The organism is Nocardioides furvisabuli, assembly GCF_021083185.1.
GTDB lineage: Bacteria > Actinomycetota > Actinomycetes > Propionibacteriales > Nocardioidaceae > Nocardioides > Nocardioides furvisabuli.
The window spans coordinates 234,869-259,156 of the sequence record NZ_JAIGQB010000004.1; the positions used below are offsets into that span (position 1 = coordinate 234,869).

22 protein-coding genes are annotated in these 24,288 nt (G+C 72.2%); 8 read left to right on the top strand and 14 right to left on the bottom strand.

Features of this window, described 5'->3' with window-relative positions; translation table 11 throughout:
- Positions 1–11 precede the first annotated feature (11 nt).
- Positions 12–1,184, bottom strand: coding sequence for a saccharopine dehydrogenase family protein (locus K4G59_RS10280; protein ID WP_231250875.1), 1,173 nt, complete (start codon positions 1,182–1,184; stop codon positions 12–14).
- A 52-nt stretch (positions 1,185–1,236) separates the two neighbouring features.
- Here K4G59_RS10280 and K4G59_RS10285 point away from each other — a divergent pair, with 52 nt between their 5' ends.
- From K4G59_RS10285 to K4G59_RS10295, 3 genes are read left to right on the top strand one after another with little or no spacing between them, the layout of a single operon-like run.
- The gene (locus tag K4G59_RS10285) at positions 1,237–3,078 is read left to right on the top strand and encodes a beta-propeller domain-containing protein (protein WP_231250876.1); all 1,842 of its coding nucleotides are present in this window, start codon (positions 1,237–1,239) and stop codon (positions 3,076–3,078) included.
- Positions 3,079–3,136: 58 nt separating this feature from the next.
- A complete protein-coding gene (locus tag K4G59_RS10290) occupies positions 3,137–3,406 on the top strand; it encodes a DUF2277 domain-containing protein (RefSeq protein ID WP_231250877.1) in 270 nt (89 codons plus the stop codon).
- Positions 3,403–4,296 (top strand): Sir2 family NAD-dependent protein deacetylase, encoded by an 894-nt coding sequence (locus K4G59_RS10295; RefSeq protein WP_231250878.1) that lies wholly within the window; start codon positions 3,403–3,405, stop codon positions 4,294–4,296. Before K4G59_RS10290 ends, K4G59_RS10295 begins: the two co-directional genes overlap by 4 nt.
- On the opposite strand, the gene K4G59_RS10300 is transcribed toward K4G59_RS10295, so the two are convergent.
- Complete coding sequence (locus tag K4G59_RS10300) at positions 4,293–4,973, bottom strand: iron-dependent transcriptional repressor DtxR (protein WP_231250879.1); 681 nt, start codon at positions 4,971–4,973, stop codon at positions 4,293–4,295. The genes K4G59_RS10295 and K4G59_RS10300 overlap by 4 nt on opposite strands.
- 63 nt (positions 4,974–5,036) lie before the next feature.
- Here K4G59_RS10300 and K4G59_RS10305 point away from each other — a divergent pair, with 63 nt between their 5' ends.
- Together K4G59_RS10305 and K4G59_RS10310 are read left to right on the top strand one after the other, a co-directional pair.
- Positions 5,037–5,822: a hypothetical protein gene (locus tag K4G59_RS10305; RefSeq protein ID WP_231250880.1), complete on the top strand. Its 786-nt coding sequence runs from the start codon at positions 5,037–5,039 to the stop codon at positions 5,820–5,822.
- Between the two features lie 34 nt (positions 5,823–5,856).
- A complete protein-coding gene (locus K4G59_RS10310) occupies positions 5,857–7,470 on the top strand; it encodes a glycoside hydrolase family 13 protein (RefSeq protein WP_231250881.1) in 1,614 nt (537 codons plus the stop codon).
- Positions 7,471–7,485: 15 nt separating this feature from the next.
- On the opposite strand, the gene K4G59_RS10315 is transcribed toward K4G59_RS10310, so the two are convergent.
- The 7 genes from K4G59_RS10315 to pdxH form a co-directional block, all read right to left on the bottom strand.
- Positions 7,486–7,929, bottom strand: a complete 444-nt coding sequence (locus tag K4G59_RS10315) for a MarR family winged helix-turn-helix transcriptional regulator (protein ID WP_231250882.1) — start codon at positions 7,927–7,929, stop codon at positions 7,486–7,488.
- Positions 7,926–9,512, bottom strand: coding sequence for an MDR family MFS transporter (locus K4G59_RS10320; protein WP_231250883.1), 1,587 nt, complete (start codon positions 9,510–9,512; stop codon positions 7,926–7,928). Before K4G59_RS10320 ends, K4G59_RS10315 begins: the two co-directional genes overlap by 4 nt.
- 451 nt (positions 9,513–9,963) lie before the next feature.
- Positions 9,964–11,865 carry an ABC transporter ATP-binding protein gene (locus K4G59_RS10325; RefSeq protein ID WP_269209953.1) on the bottom strand — a complete coding sequence of 634 codons (1,902 nt, stop codon included), beginning with the start codon at positions 11,863–11,865 and terminating at the stop codon, positions 9,964–9,966.
- Positions 11,866–12,026: 161 nt separating this feature from the next.
- Positions 12,027–13,760: an ABC transporter ATP-binding protein gene (locus tag K4G59_RS10330; RefSeq protein ID WP_231250884.1), complete on the bottom strand. Its 1,734-nt coding sequence runs from the start codon at positions 13,758–13,760 to the stop codon at positions 12,027–12,029.
- On the bottom strand, positions 13,760–14,338 hold the full coding sequence (locus tag K4G59_RS10335) for a TetR/AcrR family transcriptional regulator (protein WP_231250885.1): 579 nt from the start codon (positions 14,336–14,338) through the stop codon (positions 13,760–13,762). The genes K4G59_RS10330 and K4G59_RS10335 overlap by 1 nt, the downstream gene beginning before the upstream one ends.
- A 61-nt stretch (positions 14,339–14,399) precedes the next feature.
- Positions 14,400–15,122 carry a GAF and ANTAR domain-containing protein gene (locus tag K4G59_RS10340; protein ID WP_231250886.1) on the bottom strand — a complete coding sequence of 241 codons (723 nt, stop codon included), beginning with the start codon at positions 15,120–15,122 and terminating at the stop codon, positions 14,400–14,402.
- Positions 15,119–15,766 carry a pyridoxamine 5'-phosphate oxidase gene (gene pdxH, locus K4G59_RS10345; RefSeq protein ID WP_231250887.1) on the bottom strand — a complete coding sequence of 216 codons (648 nt, stop codon included), beginning with the start codon at positions 15,764–15,766 and terminating at the stop codon, positions 15,119–15,121. The genes K4G59_RS10340 and pdxH overlap by 4 nt, the downstream gene beginning before the upstream one ends.
- A gap of 80 nt (positions 15,767–15,846) precedes the next feature.
- Between pdxH and K4G59_RS10350 the strand changes: the two genes are divergently transcribed.
- Positions 15,847–16,950, top strand: a complete 1,104-nt coding sequence (locus K4G59_RS10350; RefSeq protein ID WP_231250888.1) for a citrate synthase 2 — start codon at positions 15,847–15,849, stop codon at positions 16,948–16,950.
- Here the strand turns inward: K4G59_RS10350 and K4G59_RS10355 are convergent.
- The 3 genes from K4G59_RS10355 to K4G59_RS10365 form a co-directional block, all read right to left on the bottom strand.
- Complete coding sequence (locus tag K4G59_RS10355) at positions 16,923–17,546, bottom strand: VldE C-terminal domain-containing protein (RefSeq protein WP_231250889.1); 624 nt, start codon at positions 17,544–17,546, stop codon at positions 16,923–16,925. The two genes, K4G59_RS10350 and K4G59_RS10355, sit on opposite strands and share 28 nt — an antisense overlap.
- An 80-nt stretch (positions 17,547–17,626) precedes the next feature.
- Positions 17,627–17,995 (bottom strand): thiol-disulfide oxidoreductase DCC family protein, encoded by a 369-nt coding sequence (locus tag K4G59_RS10360; RefSeq protein ID WP_231250890.1) that lies wholly within the window; start codon positions 17,993–17,995, stop codon positions 17,627–17,629.
- Between the two features lie 25 nt (positions 17,996–18,020).
- A complete protein-coding gene (locus K4G59_RS10365) occupies positions 18,021–18,500 on the bottom strand; it encodes a GNAT family N-acetyltransferase (RefSeq protein ID WP_231250891.1) in 480 nt (159 codons plus the stop codon).
- Between the two features lie 101 nt (positions 18,501–18,601).
- On the opposite strand from K4G59_RS10365, the gene serC reads away from it, so the two are divergent.
- Positions 18,602–19,723 carry a phosphoserine transaminase gene (serC, locus tag K4G59_RS10370; protein ID WP_231250892.1) on the top strand — a complete coding sequence of 374 codons (1,122 nt, stop codon included), beginning with the start codon at positions 18,602–18,604 and terminating at the stop codon, positions 19,721–19,723.
- A gap of 124 nt (positions 19,724–19,847) precedes the next feature.
- On the opposite strand, the gene K4G59_RS10375 is transcribed toward serC, so the two are convergent.
- Entirely contained in the window at positions 19,848–20,843 is a 996-nt protein-coding gene (locus K4G59_RS10375; RefSeq protein WP_231250893.1) for a DNA topoisomerase IB, read from the bottom strand.
- Positions 20,844–20,912: 69 nt separating this feature from the next.
- Positions 20,913–22,214, bottom strand: coding sequence for a protealysin inhibitor emfourin (locus K4G59_RS10380; RefSeq protein ID WP_231250894.1), 1,302 nt, complete (start codon positions 22,212–22,214; stop codon positions 20,913–20,915).
- Positions 22,215–22,392: 178 nt separating this feature from the next.
- Between K4G59_RS10380 and typA the strand changes: the two genes are divergently transcribed.
- Positions 22,393–24,285 carry a translational GTPase TypA gene (gene typA, locus K4G59_RS10385; protein ID WP_231250895.1) on the top strand — a complete coding sequence of 631 codons (1,893 nt, stop codon included), beginning with the start codon at positions 22,393–22,395 and terminating at the stop codon, positions 24,283–24,285.
- Positions 24,286–24,288: the final 3 nt, after the last annotated feature.

Consider the following 24,288-nt stretch of genomic DNA (forward strand, 5'->3'; position numbering starts at 1 on the left):
CCGCGCGCGCCTCAGACCGTCTCGAACCGGATCCCGGCCGCCTGCAGCCGCGCGAGCAGCGCGTCGCCCATCGCCTGGGCGGGCGTGACCTGGCCCGAGGTCTCGGGATTGTCGTCGAGGGCCAGGCACAGTGCGGCCTCGGACAGCATCTTGGCCGTCTCGGTGTAGCCCGGGTCGCCTCCGGAGACGCGGGTGCGGACGGTCTGCCCACCGGCCTCACCGACGAAGTCGACGGTGAACCACGACTTCTCGCGCTTCGACGCGTCGGGGCCCGAGCCCTGCGGCACCTTGCCCTTGAGGAACTCACGCACCGGCTTGAGCTGTGCGGCCACCGTGAGCAGCCCGACGCCGGCCGCACCACCGGCGGCGTAGCGCAGCGTCTTGGTGCCGGCCCAGTGGGAGTAGCGGAACCTCGGGCCGTACGCCGGCAGCGCGGCCCCGCTGCGCGCGACGACGATCGGGTCGATGGTCGGCAGCGGGAGCAGCCAGTAGCCGAGCACCGGGTCGCGGTGCGGCTTGCCGCTGACCGAGCGCGACGACCGGCCCTCGGGACGCACCTCGGCGCGGCGGCGGGCGGCGTAGGTCTTCTTCATCTGCGCCGCCCGGGCGAACTGGTCCAGCGCGGAGTGGAAGGTGCCGCCCGAGAAGGTGCCGGCCGAGCGGACCACGCCGCGCAGCGTGATCGGCTGGTCGGACGGCAGCTGCTGAACGGTGTAGTAGGCGCCGAGGTCGTGGGGGATCGAGTCGAAGCCGCAGGCGTGGACCAGCCGGGCGCCGGTGCGAACCGCGGTCTGGTGGTGGGCGAGGAAGGACTGGTCGACGAACTCGGGCTCGCCGGTGAGGTCGAGGTAGTCGGTGCCGGCCTCGGCGCACGCCGCGACGAGCGGCCCGCCGTGCTGGAGGTAGGGACCGATGGTGGTCGCGACGACGCGGGCCTGGCGGGCGACGTCGGCCAGCGCGGCGGGGTCGGCCGAGTCGGCGACCAGCACCTGGACGTCTGCCGCCGCCGGTCCGCTGAGCCGCTGGCGCACGGCCTCGAGCTTCTCGGCGTTGCGCCCGGCGATCGCCCAGCGCAGCCCGGCCGGGGCGTGCGCGGCGAGGTAGTCGGCGGTGAGCCCACCGGTGAAGCCGGTGGCCCCGAAGAGCACGATGTCGAAGGGCCGGTCGAGGTGGCGGTCGCTCATCGCGCCATCGTGTCACGCGGAACCGCGGCCGCCGCGGGGCCGTCCCACGACCATGAGCCTGCGCCGGACCACCACCAGCATCGCCGCCGTCACCTGCCTCGGCGTCGCGGCCGGCGTGGGCTACGTCGTCGGCGACTCCCCCGCGCCCACCACCGCCCCGCCGATCGCGCTCGCCAACGCCGACCTGACCGCGGCCGGGAGCTGCGAGGAGCTGCTCGACTCCTACGTCGAGCGCGCGCTCGAGCAGGTCGGCCCCTACGGCTGGGGGTCCGGCATCATCGCCTTCGACTCGCTCGGCGGGTCCGACGCCGGCGAGTCCGCGGGCATCGAGCGGGCGGCCGGCGTGAGCACGTCGCGCAGCACGAGCAACGAGTCGGGCACCAACGTCCAGGAGGTCGGTGTCGACGAGTCCGACGTCGTCAAGGTCGCCGGGTCCCTGCTGCTGCGCCTGCGGGAGGGCGAGCTGCTGGCCTACGACGTCTCCGGCGACGAGCCGAGGCTGCTGTCCACCACCGCGCTGGACGACGCCCGCGGCACCGACTGGCCCGGCGGCCCCGGCGGCGAGCTCCTGCTGGTCGACGGGCGAGCCGTCGTGCTGGGCTCCTCGTCCGACGGCCTGGCGACCACGGTCACCACGGTCGACCTCTCCGACCCGACGTCCCCCGCGGTCGTCGACGCCACCACCGTGCGCGGCAGGGTGTCCGCGGCCCGGCTGCACGGCGACGTGGTGCGCATCGTGCTGGTCAACGGCCTGCCCGAGCTCGACTTCTCCTCCCCCGACGGCACCTTCGGCCAGATCCGCGCGCAGCTGCGCAACCGGGCGCTGGTCCGCGAGACGACGCTCGCCGACTGGCTGCCGACCGTCGACGGCGAACCGGTCGTGGCCTGCGAGGACGTCGCGGTCCCCGACGACGCCGTGCCGCTCGGCACGACGACCGTCGTCGCCCTCGACCCCGCCTCCCCGGCCGACCGCACGTCGACGGCGGTCGCCACGGACTCCGACACGTCGTACTTCTCCACCGACCGCTTCTACCTCGCTGCCGGCTCGCCGGCGTGGGGCTGGGGCGACTGCTTCGACTGCCGCCCGGGCCCGGGATCCGGCGGCACCACGCCGATCTACGCCTTCGCGCTCGACGGGACGGACACGACGTACGTCGCCTCGGGCGAGGTCGAGGGCACCATCGCGGACCGCTGGTCGATGGACGGCGTCGGCGGATCGCTGCGGGTCGCGGTCGGGGCCAGCAGCGAGACCGGCAACTTCAACTCCGTGCTCACCCTGCGCGAGGACGGCTCCCGGCTCGTCGAGGAGGGCCGCGTCGACCGGCTCGGTGTCGACGAGGAGATCAAGTCGGTGCGGTGGTTCGACGACCTCGCGATCGTGGTGACCTTCCGCCAGACCGACCCGCTCTACGCCATCGACCTCAGCGACCCGGCCGCCCCGCGGCTGCTCGGCGAGCTGAAGATCCCCGGGTTCAGCGAGTACCTCCACCCGCTGGGCGAGCAGCGGCTGATCGGGGTCGGGCAGGACGCCACCCTCGACGGCGTGACCCGCGGCGCGCAGGCGGCGCTCTTCGACGTCACCGACCTCACCGCGCCGCGCCAGCTGGACGTGGTCCGCTACCCCCAGCACAGCCAGGCCGGCGCCGGTCTCGACCCGCGCCAGTTCACCTGGCTGCCCGAGCAGCGGGTCGCGCTGACGGTCGTCTCTCAGGGCTGGACCGGCACCACCGGCTGGGTCTCGGTGCTGTCGCTCGACGGCGGGTCGATGAGCAACCGCATGGTCGAGGTCGAGCACGGCAGCGACGTGGCCGACGTACGCCTGGTGCCGCTGGCGTCGGGCCGGGTGGTGCTGGTGACGGGCGAGGACGTCAGCTTCTTCTCCCTCGCTGGTTGAGGGGTGCGAGCGGAGCGAGGCTCGAAACCGGCGCACTGTCGGACGTACGCTCGGTCGCATGTGCCGCAACATCCGCCCGCTCAACAACTTCGAGCCGCCCGCGACGCGCGAGGAGGTCACCGCCGCGGCGCTGCAGTACGTCCGCAAGGTGGCCGGCACGACGAAGCCGTCGCAGGCCAAGGAGGAGGCGTTCCACGCCGCCGTGAAGGAGATCGCGCACATCACCGAGCACCTGCTCGACGACCTGGTCACCACCGCGGCGCCGAAGAACCGCGAGGTCGAGGCCGAGAAGGCCCGCGCCCGGGCCCGGGTGAGGTACGGCGCGTGAGCCTGGTCGCCACCGAGCAGTCCGCGCTCGACCTGCTCGCGACCCGACCGCTGGTCGTGCTCACCGGCGCCGGACTGTCCACCGACTCCGGCATCCCCGACTACCGCGGCCCCGGCTCGACGGCGCGGGCCCCGATGACCTACCAGGAGTTCGTCGCCGCCCCCGAGGCGCGGCAGCGCTACTGGGCGCGCAGCCACCTCGGCTGGCAGCGGATGGGGCGCGCGCTGCCCAACGACGGCCACCGCGCGGTCGCCGCACTCGACCCCGCGCTGCTCATCACCCAGAACGTCGACGGCCTGCACGAGGCGGCCGGCACCCGGCAGGTGGTGGCGCTGCACGGTCGCGTCGCCGACGTCGTGTGCCTCGACTGCCGTACGACGTCGTCGCGCGCGGAGATGGAGCAGCGCCTCGACGCGCTCAACCCCGGCTGGCTCGAGCGGCACGGCTGGGTCGAGTCGCGCCCCGACGGCGACGTCGACCTCGACGACACCGACGACTTCGTGGTGCCGGCGTGCGCGTGCGGCGGTCCGCTCAAGCCGCACGTGGTGTTCTTCGGCGAGAACGTCCCCGCCGACCGGGTGGCTCGCTGCTACGCCGCCGTCGAGGCGCTCGGCACCGACGGTGCCCTGCTCGTCGCGGGCTCGTCCCTGACGGTGATGAGCGGCCTGCGCTTCGTCAGGCGTGCGGCTGCCGGGGGTACGCCGATCGTGATCGTCAACCGCGGGCTGACGCGCGGCGACGCGCTGGCGACGTACAAGCTCGAGGTGGGGTGCAGCGAGTTCCTGACCGAGCTTGTCAGGCGTTCCCAGAGGTTGTCAGGCCTTGCAGAGGCCGACAACCTGGGGGATCCCCGGCCGACCGGGGATCCCGAAAGCGCGGCCAGACCCTAGCGCCGCACGAAGATGTGCTCGGCCGCCTCGACCACCAGCTCGGCGGTCTCGCCGCCGGACCCGATGAGGATGCCCTCCTCGGTGCGGGCGATGGTGACGGTCTTGCCGGGCAGGGCGCCGACGCGGCGCAGCAGCCCCATCAGCTCCTCGTCCTTCTGCATCTCCTCGGAGATCCGCTTGACGTGGACCATCTGGTCCTCGGGGACCGCGGCGGCCGAGAGCGGCTCGACGTTGTCCATGAAGTGCTCGCCACCGACGTCGCCGAGCTCGTCGAGGCCGGGGATCGGGTTGCCGTAGGGCGACTCGGTCGGGTGGTCGAGCAGCTCGAGCAGACGCCGCTCCACGGTCTCCGACATCACGTGCTCCCAGCGGCACGCCTCGGCGTGGACGAGCTCCCAGTCGAGGCCGATGACGTCGGTGAGCAGGCGCTCGGCGAGCCGGTGCTTGCGCATCACGCGGGTCGCGAGGAGCTGGCCCTCCTCGGTGAGCTCGAGGTGGCGGTCGCCCTGCACGGTGAGCAGGCCGTCGCGCTCCATCCGCGCCACCGTCTGCGACACGGTCGGCCCGGACTGGTGCAGCCGCTCGGCGATGCGCGCGCGCAGCGGCACGATGTCCTCCTCCACGAGCTCGTAGATCGTGCGGAGGTACATCTCGGTGGTGTCGATCAGGTCACTCACGCAGGTCATTGTGTCCCATCCGGCAACTCCCCCGCCCCACCCGGTCGTGGCACAGTGAGGCCGGTGAGCGAACTGATCGTGCCGCGACGCTTCTGCGGCCCGCCCGACTCCGGCAACGGGGGCTGGACCGCCGGCGCCCTGGCCGCGCTGGACGACACCGACGCACCCGACGACCACGCCGGGCCCTGGCCGGCGATCGAGGTGTCCCTGCGGCGGCCGCCGCCCCTCGACACCCCCCTGCACGTCGCGGTCGAGGGTGCGGTGACCACCGCGTCGGCCGACGGTGCCCCGGTCGCCGCGGCGCACCGCGTGGACCGCGCGCTCACCGAGGTGGCGCCGGTCGGGCCGGACGTCGCAGCGGCCGCCGAGTCGGCGTACCCCGGCCTGGACTTCCACCCCTTTCCCACCTGCTTCGTGTGCGGCACCGACCGCGGGGAGGGCGACGGACTGCGGATCTTCCCCGGGCGCGTCGGAGCGGGCCCCGACGGCGACCTGACCGCCGCGACCTGGACCCCGCACCCGAGCCTCCACGAGGACTGGCACACGTACGCCGACGAGGTGCCGCGTGCCTCGGTCGCCGCCACGTGGGCCGCGCTCGACTGCATCGGGGGCTGGGCCGGCGACCTGAGCGAACGGCTGATGGTGCTCGGGCGGATGACCGCTCGCGTCGACGCGTTGCCGGCGATCGGCGAGGCGCACGTGGTGGTCGGCGAGGGACGGGGGCAGGACGGTCGCAAGACCTTCACCGCCGCGACTCTCTACGACGCCCACGGCCGGGTGGTCGCGAGCGCCGAGCACACGTGGATCGCGGTCGACCCGGCGATGTTCGGCGGCCGAACGCCGGTTTGACCGGCCCTCCCCCCGTGTTGAGAAGATGGTGGGCATGGCCGCTTTGAACGATCCAATCCCCGCCGGGCGCGACGACTGGTGGCGTCACGCCGTCGTCTACCAGGTCTACGTCCGCAGCTTCGCCGACAGCGACGGCGACGGCGTCGGCGACCTGCCCGGCATCACCTCGCGCCTGCCGCACCTGGCCGGGCTGGGCGTGGACGCGCTCTGGATCACGCCGTTCTACACCTCCCCGCAGCACGACCACGGCTACGACGTCGCCGACTACCGCGACGTCGACCCGCTGTTCGGCCAGCTCGCTGACGCCGACGCGCTCGTCGCGCGGGCCCACGAGCTCGGCCTGCGGGTCGTGGTCGACCTCGTGCCCAACCACACCTCGGACGAGCACGAGTGGTTCCGGGCCGCGCTGGCCGCCGGTCCGGGCAGCCCCGAGCGCGCCCGCTACCTCTTCCGCGACTCCCCCGGGGGCGAGCCGGGCGGCACGCCGCCCAACAACTGGAGCTCCGTCTTCGGCGGCCCCGCGTGGACCCAGGTCGAGGACGGCCAGTGGTACCTCCACCTCTTCGACTCCACCCAGCCCGACCTCGACTGGCGCAACCCCGAGGTGCCGGCGATGTTCGAGGACGTGCTGCGCTTCTGGCTCGACCGCGGTGTCGACGGCTTCCGCGTCGACGTCGCGCACGGCCTGTTCAAGGAGGCCGGCCTGCGCGACCAGGTCGTCGCCGAGGGCGGCACAGCCAGCTCCGGCCAGGTCAACACCGACCACTCGATGGTCTCGCGCGAGCTCAAGGACGAGCCGATGTGGGACCAGCCCGAGGTCCACGACGTCTACCGCGCGTGGCACCGGGTGCTCGACGAGGCCGGCCCGGACAGGATGGCCGTGGCCGAGGCGTGGACCCAGACGCCGGAGTCGATGGCGGCCTTCGTGCGCCCCGACGAGCTCGACCAGGCCTTCAACTTCGCGTGGCTGCTCGCCGACTGGTCGGCGGAGGGCTTCGCCGAGGTCATCACCAGCACGCTGGCGGCGGTCGAGCCGGTCGGCGCCTCGCCGACGTGGGTGCTCAGCAACCACGACGTCGTACGTCACGTCACCCGTTACGGCGGCGGCGAGCAGGGTCTGGCCCGCGGTCGCGCGGCCACGATGACGATGCTCGCGCTGCCCGGCTCCAGCTACCTCTACCAGGGCGAGGAGCTCGGCCTCGAGCAGGTCGACGTCGCTCCCGAGCACCGGCAGGACCCGTCCTACCTGCGCACCGGCGAGGTCGGTCGCGACGGCTGCCGGGTGCCGATCCCGTGGGGCGGCAGCGAGTCGCCGTACGCCTTCGGCCCGGGCTCCGCGCAGCCGTGGATCCCGCAGCCGGCGGACTGGTCGGAGCTCACCGTCGAGGCCCAGGCCTCGGACCCCGGCTCGACGCTGGCGTTCTACCGCGACGCGCTGCGCGTGCGCCGAGAGTTCGCCAGGACGGCCGGCGACGACGTCGAGCTGGTCGACCTCGGCGCCGACGTGCTGGCCTTCCGCCGCGGCCCGCTGACGGTGGTGCTCAACTGCGGCGACACCGTGGTCGAGCTCCCGGAGGGCGAGGTGCTGCTGGCGAGCGCGCCGGTCGACGACAAGCTGCCTCCGGACACGGCTGCCTGGCTGCGCTGACCCGGCGAGGCCGCCTCAGTCGTCGGACAGGGCCCGGTTGTACGCCGACAACCGGGCCGCGAAGGACGACAGCTCCTCGTCGGTCCACTCGGACAGGCGCCCGTCGAAGCGGTCGCGGCGGCTGCGGCTCATCGCGTCGAGCCGCTCGCGGCCCTCGTCGGTGGCGTCGAGCAGGATCGCGCGGCGGTCCTCCGGCGCCGGCTTGCGCTCGACGAGCCCGAGGTCGACCAGCGACTGCACCTGGCGGCTGACGCCACCCTTGTCCATGCCGAAGGCGTCGGCGAGGTCCGCGCCCCGCAGCGGCCCGTGGGTCGCGAGGTGGGTGAGCACGAAGTAGGTCATCGGGTGGAGCTCGGGGTGCACCTCGCGGGCGCGCTCCCCCATCACCCGCTTCACGCGGCGGATCAGCGTGCCGACCTCGGCCTCGATGGCGCGGAGGTCGTCGTTGCGGCTGCTCATGCGTCGAGCGCTGCGTCGGCCACGAGCTCATCCTCGCGCTTCACCGAGGTGCGCAGGGGGACTTCGCGGATGAAGAGCACCGCGACCAGTGCGCCGACCGCGAAGGGCAGCGCGACGAGGAAGATGTGCCCGGTGGCGTCACCGAAGGCGCTCTCGAAGATCGCCCGGACCGGCGCGGGCAGCTCCGACACGTCGGGGATGCCGCCCGTGTCGTGGCCGACCTGCGAGGCGAGCTCGGGGCGGTCGGCGACGAGCGCGGCGAGGCCGGACCTCACCGCGTCGGCCACCTGGTGGGCCAGCACCGCGCCGAGCGCGGCGATGCCGACCGAGCCGCCGAGGGAGCGGAAGAACGCGACGACCGAGGAGCCCGCGCCCATGTCGGAGAGCGCGATGGTGTTCTGCACCGCGAGGACGAGGTTCTGCATGGTGGCACCCAGGCCGACGCCGAGGACAGCCATGTAGACGCCGGTCTGCCACAGCGGGGTGCCGGCGTCGATGGTCGCGAGCAGGCCGATGCCGATGATGACGGCGACCATGCCCCCGACCAGCCAGCGCTTCCACAGGCCGGTCGCGGTGATGATCCGTCCGCTGAGGATGCTCGAGACGAGCAGGCCGCCGACCATGCAGATCGACATCAGGCCGGCCCCGGTGGGGCTCATGCCCTTGCCACGCTGGAAGTAGAGGCTGAGGTAGACCGTCGAGCCGAACATCGCGAGGCCGATCAGCACGGACGCGATCGTGGCCAGCGTGAGCGTACGGTCCTTGAACAGCCGCAGCGGGATGACCGGGTCCTTCGCGACGTTGGCCTCGACGTGGATGGCCGCGGCGGTGACGGCGACGGAGCCGACCACCAGCAGACCGCTGGTCCACGAGACCCAGTCGAAGTTCTGGCCGCCGAGCGAGACCCAGACCAGCAGGACTGAGACGCCGCCGACCAGCAGGAAGGCGCCGAGGTAGTCGATGGAGACCTCGCGCCTGACCACCGGCAGGCGCAGCGTCTTCTGCAGCACCACGAACGCGAGTGCCGCGACCGGGAGCCCGGCGAAGAAGCACCAGCGCCACCCGACGGTGTCCACCAGGACGCCGCCGACGAGCGGGCCGCTGACCGTGGCGAGGGCGAAGACCGCGCCGATGTAGCCGCTGTAGCGACCGCGCTCACGCGGCGAGACCATCGTCGCGATGACGACCTGGACCAGCGCGGTGAGGCCGCCGACGCCGAGGCCCTGCACCACCCGGGCACCGATCAGCACCTCCATCGACGGCGCGAAGCCGGCGATCAGCGAGCCGACCGAGAAGATGACCAGCGCCGACTGCACGAGCATCTTCTTCTCGAAGAGGTCGGCGAGCTTGCCCCAGATCGGCGTCGTGGCCGTCATCGCGAGCATGGTCGCCACGACCACCCAGGTGTAGCCGGTCTGGCTGCCCTGGAGGTCGTCGACGATGGTCGGCAGCGCGTTGCTGACGATCGTGCTGGAGAGCATCGCGACGAACATCGCGAGGAGGAGCCCGCTGAGGGCCTCGAGCACCTGTCGGTGCGTCATCTCCCCGGCCTGCTCGGCCGTGAGGGTGGGAGCCTGGGTCACTGCGCGCCTTCGATTCGTGGTTGCCGATCACAATAGTTGTTGACCACAACCATATGCCTCGAGGTCTCACGCCGCCAACCCGGACGCGGCGAGACGTGGGCCACACCGTCGTACCGCTGCGGGCACAGGCCTCCGTATCGAAGCTGGAGCTTCGCCCGCGAAGCTTCGGGGTGGAGGCTCCACTTTCCCCGGGTACCCGGGGAAAGCAACGGGGGGCGAGGGACCCCCGGACATGCAGCGACCCGCAGGCCTGCTGCTCCGTGAGGAGCCCCGGCGGATGACACCGGGAGCCTGCGGGTCGGGTGGCTGCAGTGGATTCGCCGGCAACTGTCGGCGGACCGGGCTGCCTCAGCGGGCAGCCACCTCACTCATCCGAAAAGAACTCATTCCTCGGATCACCTCCCTTCTGTGTGCCTCGAGCGTACGTCGGCGCGCGGGGTCGCTCAACGGGTTAAGCCGACCCCTGCACCGCCTCCTCGGCCGGCGCCTCGAACTGCGAGCGGTAGAGGCGGGCGTAGGCGCCGCCGGCCGCCAGCAGCTCCTCGTGCGAGCCCTGCTCGACGATGGCGCCGGCCTCCATCACCAGGATCAGGTCGGCGTCACGGATCGTGGAGAGCCGGTGGGCGATCACGAAGGACGTACGGTCCGAGCGCAGGGCCGCCATCGCGTGCTGGAGCAGGAGCTCGGTGCGGGTGTCGACCGAGGAGGTGGCCTCGTCGAGGATCAGCAGCGCGGGGTCGGAGAGGAAGGCCCGCGCGATGGTCACCAGCTGGCGCTCACCGGCCGACAGGTTGGAGCCGTCCTCGTCGATGACCGTGTCGTAGCCGTCGGGCAGCGAGTGCACGAAGCGGTCGACGAAGGTCGCGCGCGCAGCCTCGAGCACCTCCTCGGCGCTGGCGTCGGGGCGGCCGTAGGCGATGTTGTCGCGGATCGTGCCGGCGAAGAGCCAGGTGTCCTGCAGCACCATCCCGATCCTGCCTCGCAGCACCCCGCGCGGCACCGACGCGATGTCGACCCCGTCGATGAGGATCCGGCCCGCCTGCGGGTCGTAGAAGCGCATGACCAGGTTGACCATGGTCGTCTTGCCGGCGCCGGTGGGGCCGACGATCGCAACGGTGCTGCCGGGATGGGCCACGAGCGACAGGCCCTCGATGAGCGGGCGCTCGGGGTCGTAGGAGAACGACACGTCCTCGAAGCGGACCTCGCCGTGCGCGTCGGCGGCGGGCGCCGGTCGACCCTGCTCCTCGACGGACTCCTCGGGGGCGTCGAGCAGCTCGAAGACCCGCTCGGCCGACGCGACGCCGGACTGCAGCAGGTTGAGCATCGAGGCGACCTGCGTCAGCGGCTGGGTGAACTGGCGGGAGTACTGGATGAAGGCCTGCACGTCGCCGAGCGACATGGTGCCGCTCGCGACCCGCAGCCCGCCGAGGACCGCGATGACGACGTAGTTGAGGTTCCCGACGAACATCATGATCGGCATGATCAGCCCGCTGACGAACTGCGCGCCGTACGAGGCCTGGTAGAGCTCGTCGTTCTGCTCGGCGAACACCCGCTCGGCCTCGGCCTGGCGGCCGAAGACCTTGACGATCGCGTGGCCGGAGAAGGTCTCCTCGATGTGCGCGTTGAGGGTGCCGGTGCGGCGCCACTGCTGGATGAACATGCCCTGCGAGCGCTTCATCACCGCGCCGGTGACCCACATCGAGATCGGCACCGACACCAGCGCGACCGTCGCCAGCAGCGGAGAGATCCAGAACATCATCCCGAGCACCGCCACCACGGTGAGCAGCGAGGTGAGCATCTGGCTCAACGTCTGCTGGAGCGTCTGGCTGATGTTGTCGATGTCGTTGGTGACACGGCTCAGCAGCTCGCCGCGCGGCTGCTTGTCGAAGTAGCCCAGCGGCAGCCGGTGGACCTTGTCCTCCACCTCCGAGCGCATCCGCAGCACGGTGCCCTGCACGACGTCGTTGAGGAGGTAGCCGCCCAGCCAGGACAGCAGGGAGGCGGCGACGTAGACCCCGACGACGAGCAGCAGCACGTCGGCCACGGCGGAGAAGTCGACGCCGTCGGTCAGCGCCATCGAGGCGAGCATGTCGGCCCGGTCGTCCTCGCCCTGCGCACGCAGCGCCTCGACCGCCTGCTCCTGGGTGGTGTCGCCGCTCAGCACGTCCTTGCCGAGCAACCCCGCGAAGATCAGGTCGGTGGCGCGGCCCAGGATCCACGGCCCGACGGCGGTGGCGCCGACGCTGACGACCGTCAGCACCAGCACGGCGTACGCCTTGCGGCGCTCCGGGTGCAGCCGGGCGAGCAGCCGCTTCAGCGAGGGCCAGAACGTGTCGGCCTTCTGCCCGATCATGCCGCCGCCCATCGGACCACGGCCGGGACCGCCGGGTCCGGTCTGGACGCGCTCGGTCTCCTTCAGCTGACTGGGAGCCGCGGGACTCTCGGAGGACTCGGGGTCCCCGCGGCGTTGTCCGGGGGAGCGCAGCGGAGGAGAAGACCGTCGTGGGGTGAGTCTCATGCGACCTCCTCCGCGGTGAGCTGGGACTCGACGATCTCGCGGTAGGTCCCGCACGTCTCGAGGAGCTCGTCGTGGGTGCCGGTGCCGACGACGGCGCCGTCCTCCATCACCACGATCCGGTCGGCGTGCCGGATGGTCGCGACCCGCTGCGCCACGATCACGACCGTCGCGTCGCGGGTCACCGGGCGCAACGCGGCCCGCAGGCGCGCGTCGGTGGTGAGGTCGAGGGCGGAGAAGGAGTCGTCGAAGAGGTAGATGTCGGGCCGGCGGACCACCGCTCGCGCGATCGCCATCCGCTGCCGCTGGCCCCCGCTGAGGCTCGAGCCGCCCTGGGCCACCTCGGCGGCGAGCCGCTCGGGCATCGCCTCGACGAACTCGCGGGCCTGGGCGATCTCGAGCGCCTCCCACATCTCGTCCTCGGTGGCGTCGGGCTTGCCGTAGCGCAGGTTGTCGGCGATGGTCCCGCGGAAGAGGAAGGCCTTCTGCGGCACCAGCCCCAGCCGCGACCACAGGGTCTCCATCGCCAGGTCCCGTACGTCGACCCCGCCGAGGCGCACCGCTCCACCGGTCGCGTCGAACAGGCGCGGGACGAGGTTCACCAGGGTCGACTTCCCGGCGCCGGTGGAGCCGACGATCGCCACGGTCTCGCCGGGCGAGGCGCGCAGCGACACCTCGCGCAGCACCGGCTCGTCCGCGCCGGGGTAGGCGAAGGTCACCGCGTCGAGCTCGAGCGCCAGCCGGTCGGGCAGGTCGGTGACGGGCTCAGCGGGCGGCACGACCGACGACTCCGTGTCGAGCACCTCGGTGATGCGCTCGGCGCACACGGCCGCGCGCGGCACCATCATCAGCATGAACATCGCCATCATCACCGACATGACGATCTGCATCAGGTAGGAGATGTAGGCGGTCAGGGCGCCGACCTGCATCTGTCCGTCCTCGACGCGGTGGCCGCCGAACCACAGCACGCCGACGGTGGCGAGGTTGGCCACGATCATCACCGTCGGGAACATCGCCGCCTGCCACCGGCCGGCTCGGAGCGCCACGTCGGTCAGCTCGGCGTTGGCGTCGGCGAAGCGCGCGGTCTCGTGCTCCTCGCGCACGAACGCCCGCACCACGCGTACGCCGGTGATCTGCTCGCGCAGCAGCCGGTTGACCTCGTCGATGCGTTCCTGCATGAGCCGGAAGCTCGGCACCATCTGCCGCACGATCAGGCCGATCGAGACCCCGAGCACCGGGACCACCGCCAGCACCAGCCACGACAGGCCGATGTCCTCGCGGGCGGCCATGATGATGCCGCCGACCATCATGATCGGCGCCGAGACCATCAGGGTGCCGCCCAGGAGGACGAGCATCTGCACCTGCTGCACGTCGTTGGTCTCGCGGGTGATGAGCGACGGGGCACCGAAGTGCTGCACCTCGCGGGCAGAGTAGGACCCCACGCGGCGGAAGATCGCGGCGCGCAGGTCGCGCCCGAAGCCCATCGCGTTGCGGGCCGAGAACCACACCGCGGCGATCGAGCAGACGACCTGCACGAGCGAGACCGCGAGCATCAACCCGCCGTGGCTCACGATGTAGGCGGTGTCGCCGGTGACGACGCCGCGGTCGATGATGTCGGCGTTGAGGCTCGGCAGGTAGAGCGCGGCCATCGTGCCGACGAACTGCAGCGCCACGACGGCGCCCAGCGGTGCGGCGTACGGCCGGAGGTGGGTGCGGACCAGGCGGAGCAGCATCAGGAGTCCTCCTTGCCGAGCACCCCGTCGAGCAGCGTGCCGACGATCTGGTCGGGGGTGAGGACGTGCCCGTCACTGATGTGGGGGTGGGTCCCGGAGAAGGTCAGCATCCGCACCATGTGCACCAGCTGGACCGGGGTGCAGGTGAGGAGGCCTGCGTCGGGCTCGACGACCGCGACCATGACCCTCTCGGCCCGACGGCGGCTCTCCTCCATGTGCCGGTGGGCCTTCGGCGGGCCCACCATCCCCATCGCCGTCATCAGCGCGAAGATGCCGCGGAAGCGTTCCTGCAGCAGCGTGCACAGCGCCGTCAGGCGGTCGCGGAGCGGCTGGTCCATGTCGACCGCCTCGAGGTCGGCGAGGAAGGGCTTCATGTCGAGCGCCTTGTCGACCGCGGCCGCGACGAGGTCGTCCTTGGCGTCGAAGACCCGGAAGATCGTGCCCTCCGCGACCCCGGCGGCGTCGGCGATCTGCCTGGTCGTGACGCCGCGCCCGTGCTCCAGGAGCAGCGGGAGGGTCGCCTCCACCAGCGCCTCGCGCCGGTCCTCGGGAGTCATCGGTCGGGCACGCGGGGTCACCCGGCGAGGCTAGATGAGTGAGTGCTCACTCACAAGGCTTCTCCCGAGCGATGCGCAGCCGTCAGAGGGACGAACCGGTGTCGCGGTCGAGCATGGTGCGCACGATGTGGTGGGCGACATCGACCGGGTCGACCCCGGCCCGGACGGCGGCCTGGTGCAACCGCGCCTCGGCCCCCTCCTCGTCGACGTCGAGGTGGTCGGCCAGGAGCTCGACGGCCGTGTCCACCACGGCCTGGTCGCGCACCCGCCCCGGCGTCGCCCGTGCGTCGAGACGCGTCGAGAACGACAGGTCGGCATTGGCCACCGCGCCCTCGGCCCACGCCCCGAAGAGGTCGGCCAGCTCCTGGTGGTGGCCGTCGAATCCGTGACGGGTGGCGGCGTACATGTTGACCGTGCCGACCGTCTGCCCGCCGGCCAGGACCGGCAGCGTGAGGGTGCTGCGGACGCCGTGCGCGGCGGTGGCCAGGGCGAAGAGGTGCCACGCCTGCTCGTCCACGGCGTCGCCGACGGTGAACTCGGTGGCGTCCACCGCGCGCGCCGCGTCCACGCACGGCCCGCCGTCGACGTACTGCACCGCGTCCAGCGCCGCGACCGTCTCGGTCGAGGCCACCAGCGTGAAGGCGAGGCCCTCGTGCTGGCGGGCGATGCTCACGCCCACCAGCTCGGGCACGACCTGGCGGGCGCGCTCGGCCAGCCACACCAGGCGGTCGAGGAGGGTCGAAGGCTCTCCCTCCAGGAGCTCGAGGGCCTCGAGCGTCTCGGGAATCGGCTCCATGGGCGTCATGGCGCGAGCCGGACGACGTCCCAGCGCTCGCCGTCGCGGCGGTAGACCAGCCGGTCGTGCATCCGGCCGGGCCGCCCCTGCCAGAACTCCACCACGTCGGGCGTGACGCGGTAGCCGCCCCACTCCGGCGGCACCGGCACCTCGCCGTCGGTCTCGTCGGCACCGAAGCGCTCCTGGACCCGGGCGTAGGCCGCCGCGAGCTCGGCGCGCGAGGCGACCGGGCGCGACTGGTCCGAGGCCCAGGCCCCGAGCTGGGCGCCGCGCGGGCGGGAGTGGAAGTAGGCCTCCACCTCCTCGCCCGGGAGGCGCGTCGCGACGCCCTCGACGCGCACCTGGCGCTCGAGCGGGTGCCAGGGGAAGAGGAGCGCGCAGTGCGGGTTGGTCGCGAGCTCGCCGCCCTTGCGCGAGGAGTGGTTGGTGAAGAACACGAACCCGTCCGCGCCCACGCCCTTGAGCAGCACCATCCGGCTGGAGGGCCGGCCGGCGGCGTCGGCGGTGGCGATCACCATCGCGTTGGGCTCGTGCACGCCGGCCGCGACCGCCTGCTCGAGCCACCTCTCGAACATCTCGACCGGGTCGCCGGCCAGGTCGGGGAGGTCGAGACCCCCGCGGCCGTACTCCTCGCGCAGTCCGGAGAGGTCCATAGGGGGACAGTAGCGCCGGGGTGCACAATGAGCCGTCCCGTGCGGTCCACCCGGGACTCCCGCAGCCCGAAGGAGCACCCATGACCGAGATCCAGCACGGCCTCGAAGGCGTGGTCGCGTTCGAGACCCAGATCGCGGAGCCCGACAAGGAGGGCTCGGCGCTGCGCTACCGCGGCGTGGACATCGAGGACCTCGTCGGCCGCGTGCCCTTCGAGAACGTCTGGGGCCTCCTGGTCGACGGCTCCTACACCCCCGGCCTCCCGCCGGCCGAGCCCTACAACATCGCCATCCACACCGGTGACGTGCGCGCCGACGTGCAGGCCAGCGTCGCGATGCTCGCCCCGATGCTCGGCATGGGCCAGACCTACGACATCTCCGACGAGCAGGCCCGCCTCGACCTCTCCCGCGTCGCGGTCATGGTGCTCTCGTACGCCGCCCAGTCCGCGCGCGGCCTCGGCAAGCCGGTCGTCCCGCAGGCGGAGGTCGACCAGGGCACGACGCTCGCGGAGAGGTTCCTCATCCGCTGGCACGGCGAGGCCGACCCGAAGCACGCCCACGCCATCGACGCCTACTGGTCGTCGGCGGCCGAGCACGGGATGAACGCCTCGACCTTCACCGCACGTGTGATCACCTCGACCGGCGCCGACGTCGCCGCGGCCTTCTCCGGCGCCATCGGCGCGATGAGCGGCCCGCTCCACGGTGGCGCACCCTCGCGCGTCCTCGGCATGATCGAGGAGGTCGAGAAGCGCGACGGCGACGCCGCGTCGTACGTCAAGGAGCTGCTCGACGAGGGCGAGCGCCTGATGGGCTTCGGCCACCGCGTCTACCGCGCCGAGGACCCGCGCGCGCGGGTGCTGCGCCGCACCGCCAAGGAGCTCGACGCCCCGCGCTACGAGGTCGCGGAGGCGCTGGAGAAGGCGGCCCTCGCGGAGCTGCGCGAGCGTCGGCCCGACCGCGTGCTCGAGACCAACGTCGAGTTCTGGGCGGCCATCGTCCTCGACTTCGCCGAGGTGCCGTCGCACATGTTCACCTCGATGTTCACCTGCGCGCGCACCGGCGGCTGGTCGGCGCACATCCTGGAGCAGAAGACCACCGGGCGCCTGATCCGCCCGTCCGCCGTCTACGCCGGTCCGAGCACCCGTCCGGCCAGCGAGGTTCAGGGCTGGGACGAGGCCTGGGCGTAGTACCACGACGTCCTGCCGCGCGCGCCCTTGCGCGTGAGCGAGACGTGCAGGTGGTCGCGGTGCCGCAGCGTCGGCGAGCACGACCGCTTCGTGCGGCAGCTGGAGCTGAGGTAGCGCTTCGGCTCGAAGCCGTCGTAGGAGGCGTACATCCGGTCGTTCCAGATGATGTACATGATCCCCATCCGGCGGGCGAGCGCGTGTGGCTCGCCGAGGTCGTCGGGGGCGAGGACCTCCTCGAGCATCGCCTCGGCGAGGGCCTTGTCGGCCGGGTCGGTGGCGTCGAGCAGCCAGTCGAAGGCGCGTGACTCCTGGTGCTCGCTGGTGCTCGACCGCGAGCAGGCACGGCTGATCGGGCCGTAGCCACCCCCGCGGGCGACGAGCCAGTCGGCGAGCATCAGCACACCGGGCTTCGGTGTCTGGCGGCACGTGGTCTGCGGCTGGTAGCCGGCGTAGGCCTCGATCGGCATCAGGTAGGGCGCCGAGGAGGTGACGGTGCCCCGGCGCTGATCCGCGGCGGCGCCCGCCGACCCGGAGGTGGCCGTCGTCAGGGCGCACGCCAGCACGAGGGCGAGGGAGACGAGGTCACGAGCGCGCACGTCCGCGACCGTAGGTCGGCCCGCGCGGCACCGTCAGGGCTTTGTGCGAAGACCAACGGTGTAGTTCGTCCGCCGCTCGGTCAGCGGCTCTCGATCGAGCACGACGGCGTGCCGCCGGGCAGCCGGGACCGGTGCCCTGCGATCCAGTGGTAGGCGTGGCGCGCCACGGTGTCGACCCCCGGCGCGGTCATCAGCCGGCCGACGAGGCGCCACGGCAGCGGCCCGGTGCGCAGGATGGCGGCGAAGGCCCGGTGCCCGTAGTCGACACGGCCGTCGGGGTGGACGTAGGGCATCTCCACGACCGCCCGCTCGGCATCGACACCGAGCGCGGCCAGGTCGACCGCCTGGATCGTGGTGCGGTCGATGTCGACCCCGAGCCGCGGGACCAGCTCGGCGGTGCGCATGCAGAAGCCGCAGTCGCCGTCGTTGAGCATCAGTCCGCGGTCCACGGTGTCGAGCCTACGTCGGCTGGTGTCAGATCCGGCGGCCGAAGCAACGGCTGAGCTCCGAGCCGCGGTAGTGGCCGAAGCCGGGGATCGGCTCGTAGCCCGACGACGTGTAGAGCGCGATGGCCTCGGGCTGCTTCATCCCCGTCTCGAGCACCATCGCCTCGATGCCGGCCTCGGCGGCCGTGGCCTCGAGGTGGGCGAGCATCCGGCGCGCGACCCCGCGCCGCTGCGCGGCCGGGACGACGTACATCCGCTTCACCTCGGCGGTGACCTGCGCCCCGAGCGCACGCACCGAGCTGCGGCGCCAGGCACCGGTCGCGACGGGGACGCCGTCGAGGTGTCCGACGTAGAACCGCCCCTGCGGGTCCTCGAAGTCGCACGCGTCGATCGGCGACTCGTCCTGGCCGCCGTAGCGCGCGACGTACTCCGCCTGGACCGCCTCGATGAGGGCCTGCGCGTCGGGGTGGGTGATCGGGACCCGCACCACCTGCAGGTCGGTCTCCATCCGTGGTCCCCTGTCGTGATCCTGTGTGAGCGGGTGCCACAATAGGCGGCGCTGACAGCGTCGTCAGGACCGCCGTTCCCGTTCCACGTGAGGTTTCCTCCATGACTGACGCCCTGAAGATCCCCGCCGAGCTCCTCCCGGCCGATGGCCGCTTCGGCGCGGGTCCCTCCAAGATCCAGACCAGCCACCTCGACGCCCTCGCCGCCACCGGCGACACGCTGATGGGCACCTCGCACCGGCAGGCGCCGGTCAAGAAGACCGTCGGCCGGGTGCGCGAGGGACTGGCCGCGCTGTTCGACCTGCCCGAGGGCTACGAGGTGGTGCTCGGCAACGGCGGCGCGACCGCCTTCTGGGACATCGCCTGCTTCGGCCTGATCCGCGAGAAGAGCCAGCACCTGTCGTTCGGTGAGTTCTCCTCCAAGTTCGCCACGTCGGCCAAGAAGGCGCCGTGGCTCGCCGACCCGAGCGTCATCGCCAGCGAGCCCGGCTCGCGGCCCGACGCGGTCGCCGAGGAGGGCGTGGACACCTACGCCTGGGCGCACAACGAGACGTCCACGGCGGTCATGGCGCCCGTACGCCGCCCGGCGGACGTGGCCGACGACGCGCTGGTGCTCGTCGACGCGACCTCCGGCGCCGGCGGCCTGCCGGTGGACCTGCACCAGGTCGACGCCTACTACTTCGCACCGCAGAAGTGCTTCGCCTCGGACGGCGGCCTGTGGATCGCGCTGATGTCGCCGCGCGCCCTGGCCCGCGCCGAGGAGATCGCGGCCAGCGACCGCTACGTCCCGCCCTTCTTCGACCTGCCGACCGCGATCGACAACTCCGCGAAGAACCAGACCTACAACACCCCGTCGGTCGCGACGCTCTTCCTGATGGCCGAGCAGCTCGACTGGATGAACGCCCAGGGCGGGCTGTCGGCGATGGTCGACCGCACCACGGCGTCCTCGGACGCGCTCTACGGCTGGGCCGAGCGCACCGCCTACACGACGCCGTACGTCACCGAGGCCGCCGACCGCTCGCTGGTGATCGGCACGATCGACCTCGACGAGTCCATCGACGCCGCCGCGATCGCTGCGACCCTGCGCGCCAACGGCATCGTCGACACCGAGCCCTACCGCAAGCTCGGGCGCAACCAGCTGCGCATCGCGATGTACCCCGCGATCGACCCCTCCGACGTCGAGAAGCTCACCGCTGCGATCGACCACGTCGTCGCCCACAGCTGAGCGGGCACTTCCTCGCGACAGACCACGCCGACCGGGCACTTCCTTTCGAAGGAAGTGCCCGGTCGGTGCGTTCCAGCGCGACGAAGTGCCCGGTCGGTGCGTTCCAGCGCGACGAAGTGCCCGCTCACGCAGACAGCAGCTTGAGCACCGCCCGCTCGAGCGCGGCCTGGCGGGCGTCGTCGGTGTCATAGCTGGCGCGCACCTTGATGGTGCGGCCCCGCTCGTAGGCCTCGACGACCCGCGGGTCGACGTAGGACGAGCGCGCCAGCGTGGGGGTGTTGCCGAGGAAGTCCGAGACCTCCTTCATCGCGCTCGACACCGCGCGCTTGCGCGAGGCCTTGGTCTTCCCCGGCTCGTCGGTCTCGGCGAGCGCGGCGGCGGCGATGACGGTCGCGTGCCAGGTGCGGAAGTCCTTCGCGGAGGCCTCGATCCCCATGCAGGTGCGGATGTAGTCGTTGACCTCCGCGGAGCTCAGGCTCCTCCAGGTGCGGCCGTCCTTCCAGGCCAGCAGCTCGTCGCCGCCGCCGCGACGGCGCCGCATCACGTCGAGCGACTCGATGGCGGGCTTGTCGTCGATGTCGATGCAGTGCTCGACCCCGGACTTGCCGACGAAGCAGAAGCGCAGGCCTCCCGCGTGCCGCGAGACGTGCTCCTTGCGCAGGGTGGTGAGCCCGAAGGAGCCGTTGGTGTCGGTGTAGACGTCGTTGCCGATGCGGAAGTAGCCCAGGTCCAGGAGGCGTACGGCGACCGCGCACGCCCGCTCGAGCGACATGCCTTCGGAGCCCATGTCGGTGAGCACGCGCTCGCGGGCCTTCGACAGCGCCTTGCCGAAGCCGAGGATGCGGTCGAACTTCGCCGCGTCGCGACTGGTGCGCCACTGGGGGTGGTAGAGGTACTGCCGGCGACCGGCGTCGTCGGTGCCGACGGCCTGGAGGTGGCCGTTGGCGTACGGCGTGATCCAGACGTCCTTCCAGGCAGGCGGGATCACGAGGTCCTTGCACCGCTGGACCTGCTCGGCGTCGAGCCTGTCGCCGTCCTGGTCGAGGTAGGTGAAGCCCTTGCCGGAACGGCGTCGGGTCCAGCCCGGCTGGTCGGGGAACGTACGCCGCAGTCGGGGCATGCGGTGAACCTACTCACCGCGGCCCGGCGGTGCGGACACCCCGAAGGAGGTCAGTGCAGACCCGCGACGTCACGCATCGTGTCGACCGTCGAGCAGGCGTCGCGCGAGCTCGCGCTGCGTGGGGCTCAACTGGTGCTCGGGGATGCTCACGGGCGCGTGGCCGGCGACGGTGAACGTGTAGAGGTACATGTCGGGGTGGGTCGGCGAGGCCTTCGCGACCGGCCGGGCCAGCGCGTCCGCCACCAGCGCCGGCAGGTCGGGCTCGGCGGGATCGTCGAGGTCGACCTCGGCCACCTGGGTCCGGCCGACGAACCCGCCGCTGCGCTCCACCCGGAGCCTGCCCGCCGGAGCGCGGGGCGGTGTCCCGACCCCGGACGCACCCGGCCCCACGCCGACCTGGGCCCACGCCTCGCGCACGGCGTCGGCGTGCTCGCCGGCCGCGGCGACCGTCGCCGCGGCGAAGGTGGCGAAGTCGGCCCCGGGCGGGACGTCGCCGCCGGCGAGGGCGGCGTACCAGATCCGGCCGGCGCCCTCGATCGCACGACCGCCCACCGCGATGGCCGCGAGCTGGAAGGCCTTGTTGGGGATGCCGGAGTTGAGGTGGACCCCGCCGTTGTCGGCCGTGGTGACGACGTAGTCGTCCATGTGCGCGACCTGCGGGTCCGCTCCCACCTCGGGGTCGTCGTAGGCCGTGCCGGGCGCCGCCATGTCACGCAGGGCGCGGGCCTGCACGGTCGGCATGAAGATGCCCTCGCCGATCAGCCAGTCGCCCTCACCGGCCTCCTGGCCGAGCAGGCGCTGCTTGAGGCAGGAGGCGAAGACGTCGGCGACCGACTCGTTGAGCGCGCCGGACTGGCCGCGGTAGGTGAGGTCGGCGGTGTGCTCGATGACGGCGTGCGCGAACTCGTGGGCGAGCACGTCGACCGGCTTGGTGAAGCGCTCGAAGATCCGGCCGTCCCCGTCGCCGAAGACCAGCTGGGTGCCGTCCCAGAAGGCGTTGTTGTAGTCGGTGCCGTAGTGGACGGTCAGGCTGACGGGCGCACCGACGTCGTCGTGGGAGTTGCGACCGAGCTCCTCGGCGAACATCGCGAGCGTGGCCGCGATCCCGTCCGCGGCCTCGTCGACCGCGACGTCACCCGTGGCGGGCTCGCCGGTGCGCCGGGCAGGCGTGCCGGGCAGGGACGTGCGCGACGCTGCGTCGTGCACCGTCCAGGCCGCCCCGCCCGGAGCCGTCGCGAGCGCCGAGCGGGCGATCGCGCCGCGGCGCAGCCTGAGCTCGTCGTCGTACGCCGCCCGCTCGGGCCCGTCGACGCGCTCGGCGAGCCACGGCGGGATGAAGGTGCAGCGGAGGTGGGTGTCCCGAGAGGTCATGGGACATCTCTACCCCGCCGCTCCGACACCCGGTAGGCCCCGGGCGGCGGACGGGTCCCCGAGGCGCCGCGAAGTCTCGAAATCCAGCGTCCCGCACTAGACTTTTCCACGCTGCGGCCCTGCTGGCCGCGCCCGGCCGCCCGGCCGCTCGCTCGTCTCCCGCCCGGAAGGCTCCTGCATGTCCCCCCAGTCCCGCTCCGACCTGCGCAACGTCGCGATCGTCGCCCACGTCGACCACGGCAAGACCACGCTGGTCGACGCGATGCTCCGCCAGGCAGGCGCCTTCACCGCGCACCAGGCCGAGAGCGTCGCCGACCGCGTCATGGACTCCGGCGACCTCGAGCGCGAGAAGGGCATCACGATCCTCGCGAAGAACACCGCCGTCCACTACGCCGGCCCCGCCGGTGGCGGCCAGCCGATGGTCATCAACATCATCGACACCCCCGGCCACGCCGACTTCGGTGGCGAGGTCGAGCGCGGGCTGTCGATGGTCGACGGCATCGTGCTCCTCGTCGACGCCTCCGAGGGCCCCCTCCCCCAGACCCGCTTCGTGCTGCGCAAGGCGCTCAACGCCGACATGCCGGTGATCCTGGTGGTCAACAAGACCGACCGCAGCGACGCCCGCATCACCGAGGTCGTCGACGAGTCCTACGAGCTCTTCATGGACCTCCTCGACGAGTCGCACAGCCAGGACGCGCTGGACTTCCCGGTCGTCTACGCCTCGGGCAAGGCCGGCATCGCCTCGCTCGTCCAGCCCGAGAACGGCGCCATGCCCGAGGGCAGCGACCTCGAGCCGCTCTTCAAGACGATCCTCGAGACCATCCCGGCCCCGCAGTACGACGAGGGCGCGCCTCTGCAGGCCCACGTCACCAACCTCGACTCCTCGCCGTTCCTCGGTCGCCTCGCGCTGCTGCGCATCCACCAGGGCCACCTCAAGAAGGGCCAGACCGTCGCGTGGATCAAGCGCGACGGCGCGGTCAAGAACGTCCGGATCACCGAGCTCCTCGTCACCGAGGGGCTCGAGCGCGTCCCCGGTGAGTCCGCCGGACCCGGCGACATCGTCGCCATCGCCGGCATCCCGGACATCACGATCGGCGAGACCCTCGCCGACGCCGAGAACCCGGTCGCGCTGCCGCTCATCCACGTCGACGAGCCGGCCATCTCGATGACCATCGGCACCAACACCTCGCCGCTGGTCGGCAAGGTCAAGGGCGCCAAGGTCACCGCCCGCCTGGTGAAGGACCGCCTCGACGCCGAGCTCATCGGCAACGTGTCGCTGCGCGTGCTGCCGACCGAGCGTCCCGACGCCTGGGAGGTCCAGGGCCGCGGAGAGCTGGCGCTGGCGATCCTCGTCGAGCAGATGCGCCGCGAGGGCTTCGAGCTCACCGTCGGCAAGCCGCAGGTGGTCACCCGCGAGGTCGACGGCAAGATCCACGAGCCCTTCGAGCGCCTCACCATCGACGCCCCGGAGGAGTACCTCGGCACGATCACCGAGCTCCTGGCGACCCGCAAGGGCCGCATGGAGGGCATGACCAACCACGGCACCGGCTGGGTGCGGATGGACTTCGTCGTCCCCTCGCGCGGCCTGATCGGCTTCCGCACCGAGTTCCTCACCGAGACCCGCGGCACCGGCATCGCCCACCACATCTCCGAGGGCTACCACCCCTGGGCCGGCGAGATCCGCTCGCGCAACAACGGCTCGCTGGTGGCCGACCGCAGCGGTGCGGCAACGGCGTACGCGATGACGTCGCTGCAGGAGCGCGGCGTGCTCTTCGTCGAGCCGACCACCGAGGTCTACGAGGGCATGATCGTCGGCGAGAACTCGCGCGCCGACGACATGGACGTCAACATCACCAAGGAGAAGCAGCAGACCAACATCCGGTCCGCCACCTCCGACAACTTCGAGAAGCTGATCCCGCCGAAGCGCCTCTCCCTCGAGCAGTGCCTGGAGTTCTGCCGCGAGGACGAGTGCGTCGAGGTCACCCCGGAGCAGGTCCGCATCCGCAAGGTCGTGCTGGACGCCAACGCGCGCGCCAAGACCGCGAGCCGGGCGCGCAAGGCCAACAAGTAGGTC